This window comes from Dyella sp. (assembly GCF_035685885.1).
In the GTDB taxonomy this organism is placed as follows: Bacteria; Pseudomonadota; Gammaproteobacteria; order Xanthomonadales; family Rhodanobacteraceae; genus Dyella.
Genome location: NZ_DASRZX010000015.1, coordinates 23,596 through 30,319, shown reverse-complemented (window position 1 = coordinate 30,319; position 6,724 = coordinate 23,596). Strand labels below are relative to the sequence as shown.

4 protein-coding genes and 1 pseudogene are annotated in these 6,724 nt (G+C 64.5%); 1 reads left to right on the top strand and 4 read right to left on the bottom strand.

What is annotated here, in order from left to right:
• Positions 1–262: 262 nt before the first annotated feature.
• Positions 263–595 (top strand): annotated as a pseudogene (locus VFG49_RS02460) (hotdog fold domain-containing protein); the annotation flags it as partial.
• A gap of 12 nt (positions 596–607) precedes the next feature.
• Here the strand turns inward: VFG49_RS02460 and VFG49_RS02455 are convergent.
• Genes VFG49_RS02455 through VFG49_RS02440 form a run of 4 tightly spaced genes read right to left on the bottom strand, consistent with a single transcriptional unit; the run spans position 608 to position 6,627 of the window.
• Positions 608–1,603, bottom strand: coding sequence for a diguanylate cyclase domain-containing protein (locus VFG49_RS02455; protein WP_324857916.1), 996 nt, complete (start codon positions 1,601–1,603; stop codon positions 608–610).
• A complete protein-coding gene (locus tag VFG49_RS02450; RefSeq protein ID WP_324857915.1) occupies positions 1,600–2,169 on the bottom strand; it encodes a chemotaxis protein CheB in 570 nt (189 codons plus the stop codon). The genes VFG49_RS02455 and VFG49_RS02450 overlap by 4 nt, the downstream gene beginning before the upstream one ends.
• 1 nt (position 2,170) lies before the next feature.
• Positions 2,171–3,040 (bottom strand): CheR family methyltransferase, encoded by an 870-nt coding sequence (locus tag VFG49_RS02445; RefSeq protein WP_324857914.1) that lies wholly within the window; start codon positions 3,038–3,040, stop codon positions 2,171–2,173.
• Positions 3,037–6,627: a response regulator gene (locus VFG49_RS02440; RefSeq protein ID WP_324857913.1), complete on the bottom strand. Its 3,591-nt coding sequence runs from the start codon at positions 6,625–6,627 to the stop codon at positions 3,037–3,039. The genes VFG49_RS02445 and VFG49_RS02440 overlap by 4 nt, the downstream gene beginning before the upstream one ends.
• Between the last annotated feature and the right edge of the window lie 97 nt (positions 6,628–6,724).

Here is a 6,724-nt window from a genome sequence, read left to right as displayed (position 1 = left end):
ACCGAGGTGCTCGGCCATCTCCGCATCCAGCGCCCGCTCGACCAGCCGTTTGGTCAGCTGTTTGAGCAGGCCGTTCTCACCGATCAGGTCTTCGGGCTTCTTGTAGTTGGCCAACAGGCTGCCAAGCAGCTCGTCGGATACCTCGTGCTTGCGTGGACTCATGATGTCTCCGGGTCAGATGGCAGTGTCCTGCCTGTAGCCCGTTTACACAAAATCTAGGACACGCCCTAATAGGGCCGCGTCTCTCTCGCTGACATCGCCGGGGCGCTGCGAAGTGGCCATCCGTGATCGCCGCAGCGTTCACAACCACATAGGCACCGTGCACGCGATCGCGCTTTGCAATGCCGCTGAACTCACGGCGGGCATGATGACCGACGTCACCATTCCACCGAGCATGCGCTGGATTCCCAAGGGCATGACGGTGGAATACCTCGCCAAGGCGAAGGGCACGCTCTACGCGCTGGCCGAACCGGAAGCGCGCGTAGAAGAGGCGGCCAGCGGCTATGCGTGGCCGGTGCAGGTGCGCGTGCGCAATGAAGCGGGCGAAAATGTATTTCGTGCGCGCATCGACATGTGGGTGTCGCCGCGCAAGTAAGCCCGGCAGCCCTCAGGCGGCAATGACGCAGCGGTTCTTGCCGGCACCCTTGGCCTCATAGAGCGCATGGTCGGCGGCCTGGATGAGGTCTTCGTCTGCCTGCTCGTCGCCCTGCCAGAGGGCGACGCCGATGCTCGCGCTGACGCGGGCCATGAAGGGCCCGTGCCGTCCCTCCAATTCATAGGGCTCGGCCAGCGTTTCGCAGACCTGCTCGCAGCGATGGAGGACGGAGGCCGTATCAGCAACGTCTTCCAGGATCAGCGCGAACTCATCGCCCCCCAGGCGTGCCACGGTGTCGTTGGCGCGCGATCCACCACCCAGCCGCCGCGCAATAGCCTGCAGCAGCGCGTCGCCAGCGGGATGCCCATGGGTGTCATTCACGCCCTTGAAGCCGTCGATGTCGAGCACGGCGAGCGCAAAGCCCGCGCCGTGCCTTGGCACGCGCTGCATGGCGGTGGCGAGGCGATCGTGGAACAGGGTGCGGTTGGGCAGGCCGGTCAGCATGTCGTGCGTGGCCTGGTGGCGGATGCTCTCCTCGATGCGCTGGCGTTCGGCAATCTCGCGGTTGAGCTGTGCGTTGCGATCTTCCAGCGCGGCCATCGCCGATTTCAGTTGCGCCCGGGCGCGGTAAAGCTCCAGGAACACGCGAACCTTCGACTGCAGGATCATGTCGTTGATCGGCTTGGCGATGTAATCCACCGCGCCGAAGTGGTAGCCGCGCACGCGGTTGATGTCGTCGGCGTAGGCGGCGGTGACGAATATGATCGGGGTGTCGCGCAGCTTTTCGTCTTCGCCGATGAGGAAAGCCACTTCGAAGCCATCCATGTCGGGCATGTTCACGTCGAGCAGGATCAGTGCGAATTCGTGGTCCAGGCACAGCGCCAGCGCGTGGTTGCCGCTGCTGGCTTCGTATACCTCGGCGCCGCTGTCGGCCAGCAGGTGCCGCATGGCCACCAGGTTGGCGGGCGTGTCGTCGACGACGAGGATCTTGGGAGCGGGAAGATTCATGGAAGGCACAGGCGGTTGAGCAGCGGCGCGATCGCCGCGAGCGGAAGACAGTGATCGGCCCCGGCATGTTCCAGCGCTGCCGCGGGCATGGCGGGTGATTCGGCGGCGGCCGGATCCTGCACGATAGCGATGCCACCGCAGCGGCGCACGCACAGCAGGCCTTCGGCGCCGTCGCTGTTGGCGCCGGTCATCACGATGCCGACGAGCGCTTCGCGATAGGCACGTGCCGCCGAATCGAACAGCACGTCGATGGAGGGGCGCGCGAAGCTGACCCGCTCGTCCACCGACAGCGCAAAGCGATGGTCTGCTTCGACCAGCAGGTGGTAGCCGCTGGGTGCCACGTGGATGACGCCGCCCTGCAATGGGCTGCGCTCGCGTGCTTCCTGCACCGGCAGGGTCGCATGGTGGGAAAGCAGTTCGCACATCAGGTCGACTGTGGACGAGCCGGTGTGGCAGCAAACGACGAACGCCTGCGGCAACATGGGAAGCAGGCCGGCGAGCACGGTTTCCAGGGCGGTGAGTCCGCCTGCCGAGCAACCGATGACAACCGCTTGCGGCGTGGTCATGTCAGTCCCTGCCGGTGGCGCGTGGCGAGAGCCGGTAAATGCGAAGACCGGCATCGACGGGTGCGAAGTCCGCCGCCGAGGGCGCGAAATCCAGGCTCTCGCGCGTGCCCAGGCACAGGAAGCCGCCACGCACCAGGCTGTCGCGAAACAGGGCGAGTGTGCGGTCCTGCAGCGGATCGGAGAAATAGATCAGCACATTCCTGCACAACACCAGGTGCGCTTCGCAGAACACGTCGTCGGTGACGAGGTTGTGGTTGGCGAAGATCACGTTGCGGCGCAGGCGCTGGTCGAGCTTGAGCCACTCGTACCGCGCGCTGTAGTAGTCGGCCAAGGTATGACTGCCGCCGGCAGCAAGGTAGTTGCGCGACCACCATTGCGCTTCGCGCGCCGGATAGATGCCTTCGTAGGCCTGTTTCAGCGCGGCTTCGTTGAAGTCGGTGGCGTAGATCTGCGTGCGGTCGTACAGGCCTGCCTCTTCGAGCAGGATGGCGAGCGAGTACACTTCCTGGCCGTGCGCGCAGCCCGCCTGCCAGATATTGATCTGCGGGTAAGAGGCCAGCACCGGAAACACCTGTTCCCGCAGGCCGCGGAAGACGTCAGGGTCGCGGAACATTTCCGAGACGGGCACCGAGAGGCCTTCCAGCACCAAGGGCAGGAAATCCGCCTCGTGCAGCAGGCGCGTGGTGAGGTCGCTTACCGTACCCGCGTGCTGCGCGTTGACCAGCTGCAGCACACGTCGCTTGAACGAAGCGGGTGCGTAGTCACTGAAGTCGTATCCATGGCGGAGCTTGAGCGCACGCACGAACAGCTCGATCTCGATGTCCTCGATCGCGATGTCGGCATCCTGCGCCTGGCTGGCCGGTTCGATCATCGATGCAGCCACACGTGCATCATCGATGCGAGCTTGTCGATGTCGATGGGCTTGGAGAGATAGTCGTTGGCGCCGGCTTCGAGGCACTTTTCGCGGTCGCCGCGCATGGCCTTGGCGGTGAGCGCGATGATCGGCAGCTTCGCCAGGCGAGCTTGTGCGCGGATCTCACGAATGGTGTCGTAGCCGTCCATCACCGGCATCATCACGTCCATCAGCGCGATCTCGATGTCCTGGTGATCCTCCAGCGCCTTGAGCGCCTTCTGTCCATCCTGGGCCATGGTCACGTGCATGCCCCAGCCGCGCAGCACCTTGGAAAGCGCGAACAGGTTGCGCATGTCATCGTCCACCAGCAGCACCTTGCGCTCGCCCAGGTCGCGGTGGCCGCCAGCCGTGCCCGGCGCGACGACCGCTGCGGCTGGCGTGCTGCCTTCCCGGATGCTGTGCAGGAACAGGCTCACCTCATCCATCAGGCGTTCCGGCGAGCGTGCGCCCTTGATCACGATGCTGTCGGTGTACTGGCGCAGCTTGAGGCTTTCCTCGCGGCTGAGCTCGCGCCCCGAATAGACCACCACTGGCGGGATCTGGCCGCTTGCCGACAGTTGCTCGAGGAATTCGATGCCCGACATGCCGGGCAGTCCCAGGTCCAGCACGATACAGTCGTAGTGGGTCTGCGCGGTGCGGCCGAGTGCTTCTTCGGCGCTGCTGGCTTCCTCGATCTCCACATCGCCGTTGCGTAGCAGGGTACGCATGGCGGCGCGCGAGTCGGCATCGTCATCCACCACGAGGAGATGGCGCATGCGTCCTTCGGCGAAATGCAGCAATCGCTCAAAGGCGCCGCTGATAGCTTCGCGCGTGACCGGCTTGGTAAGGAAGCCCACGGCGCCCAGCTCGCGGCCACGGCCGGCCTCGTCCATCGCGGAGATGAAGTGCACGGGCACGTGGCGCGTGGCGGGGTTTTCCTTCAGGCGCTCGATGACCGTCCAGCCGTCCATGCCGGGCAGCATCACATCGAGCAGGATGCCCGTGGGTCGATAGTGCGCAGCCAGTTGCAGGCCCGACTCGCCGTCGCCGGCGGCCAGCACCTGGTAACCCTTGCGACGGACCATGTCTGCGAGGATGCGCGCGAACACCGGATCGTCTTCGATGATGAGGATGACGGTGTCGCCCGGCGCAAGGCTCTCGCGATCATCCTCGATGCTTTCCGGCAGGAGCGCGGCGGTGGCAACGTGGCGCGCCACGGTGGTGCCAGCGATGGTGTGGGTGGTGGCCTCGGCGTGGCTGTGCAGGGGCAACAGGATCGTGAAGGTGCTGCCGTGGCCGACGTCGCTGTGCAGCACGATATCGCCACCCAGCAGCTCGGCGATGCGCTTGGAAATGGTGAGCCCGAGCCCGGTGCCGCCGTACTGCCGGCTCGTGCTGGCATCCACCTGTTCGAAGGCCTGGAAGATTTTCTGTGCCTTTTCCGCCGGAATGCCGATGCCCGTATCGGTCACGGCGATGGCAATCACATCCTTCTCCCGCAGTGGGGAAGGTAGTGCCATGGCGGCGGCTGGCCACCCGATGTGCACGCTTACCGAGCCCTGGTGCGTGAACTTGAATGCATTGCCGATGAGGTTGTTGGCGACCTGTTCGAGTTTGGCGCCGTCGGTATGGATCGTGGTGGGTAGTGTCGGGTCGACCTGGATGTGGAAACCGAGTTGTTTCTCCTGCGCGACGTGGTTGAACGTGCGCTTCAGTGCACGCTCAAGGTCGGCCAGCGGCACGTCGTCGAGCATGACCTCCATCTTGCCGGCTTCGACCTTGGACAGGTCTAGGATGTCGTTGATGAGGCGCAACAGGTTGCTGCCGGAGTCGTGGATGATGCGCGCCGATTCGATCTGCTCGGCATCGAGGTTGCCCTCGCGATTGTCGGAAAGACTGCGCGAGAGGATCAGCAGGCTGTTGAGCGGCGTGCGCAGCTCATGCGACATGTTGGCGAGGAACTCGGACTTGTACTGGCTGGCGCGCGCCAGTTCCTCGGCCTTTTCCTGCGTCTCGCGCTGCAGGGTTTCGAGTACGAGCTTTTGCCGGTTCAGCGTGTCGGTCTTCTGGCGCAGTTCCTCGTTGGAGGCCTGCAGTTCTTCCGTCTGTACGCGCAGCTCCTCCTCGGAGGCGAGCAGGCGTTGCGACTGCTCCTGCAGCTCGCGCGTGGTGGCGTTGAGCTCCTCGTTGCTGTTCTGCAGGTCCTGCTGCTGGCGGCGCAGCACTTCTTCGGATGCGCGCAGTTCATCGGCCTGTTCGCGCGTACGCTTGAGCAGATCCTGCGTGCGCACCGCACGGTTGAGGTTTTCCAGCGACAGCGACGCGATGGGCAGCAGTTCGTCCAGCAGGTGCTGCTGCGGTTCGGTGAGGGAGTGGAAGCTGCCCAGCTCCAGTACGCCGAGCAGCTTGTCGCGCAACAGCAGGGGCAGCAGAGTGATGTTGCTCGGCGTGGCTTCGCCAGCGCCGGAATGGATCTGCATGTAGTCGTCAGGGACGTTGCTTAGCGTGATGACCTTGCGGTCGGCCGCGCACTGTCCCACCAGGCCATCGCCCAGCGCGTAATGCGTGGACAGGTGGCGGCGATGGCGGTAGCCGTAGCTGCCTTCCAGCAGCAGGCTTCGGTCGTTCTCGTCGTACATGTAGACCAAGCCGACGCCGCCCTGCAGTAGTGGCACCAGTGCTCCGACGAGGCGCTCAGCGAATGCGCGTTGATCGGTCACCGCCTGCAGTTCGCTGGCAATCTGCGAGACGTGGGTCTTCACCCAGGTCTGCGCGGCCGTCTCCATCGCCATCTGCTTGAACACATGCAGGGCGCGGGCGATTTCACCGATTTCGTCGCCACGCTCTACCTGGCGGATTTCCACGCTGTGATCGTGGTCGGCCAGTCGTGTCATGAGGTCGGTCATGCGGCGGATCGGACGGGTGATGAGCCGGAAGGTCATCAGGATCACCAGGATGCCGAGCAGGACACTAAGTACCGAGGCCATCACCGTCACTGCGACCACGACCATGAGGTCGCGACGCTGCGCATGTTCGCGCTGGTCGAGCAGGACCTGCTCGGTGTCGTCCATCTTCTGGACGATCGGGAGGATGTCGCCCACCTGCACCGGCAACTGGGTGAGATAGCTGGTCTGGATGCGTTCGCGCTCAAGCGCGGCGGTGACCGGGTCGGTCGTGGTGATGTTGCGGACGGGATCGATCGCCTTGCTTGAGATGCCTTGCTGCCACTTCGCACCCAGGTCTTGCAGCAGGTCGAGGCGGGACTGCTGCAGCGCGTTGTCCCGGGTCATCTCGCGCAGTTCGCCGACATGCTGCTGGTAGGTGCGGTTGGCATCGCGGAATGCCTCCAGCTCGCTGTCGCGGCGAGTGAGGATGTAGCCGCGCGCAGCGATCTGGCTGTCTTCGAGCGCGCGTGTCACGTCGTCGAGCTTGAGCTTGACCTCGTAGGTGTGCCTGACCCACTGGCGGCTGTCGGATTGCCGCACCACGGAGAGCAGCGTCACCACGCCTGAGAACACGAAGAGCAACAGCAACAAGCCGATGGCAAGCAGGATTTTCCGCTGCATCGGTTGGTTCGCGAGCCAGGAGTATTTGCGTGGGGAAGTGGCCATGCGCTTTTTCGTTGGCATTCCGCCGGGGCGGATGAATGGGCGGAGGGTAGCG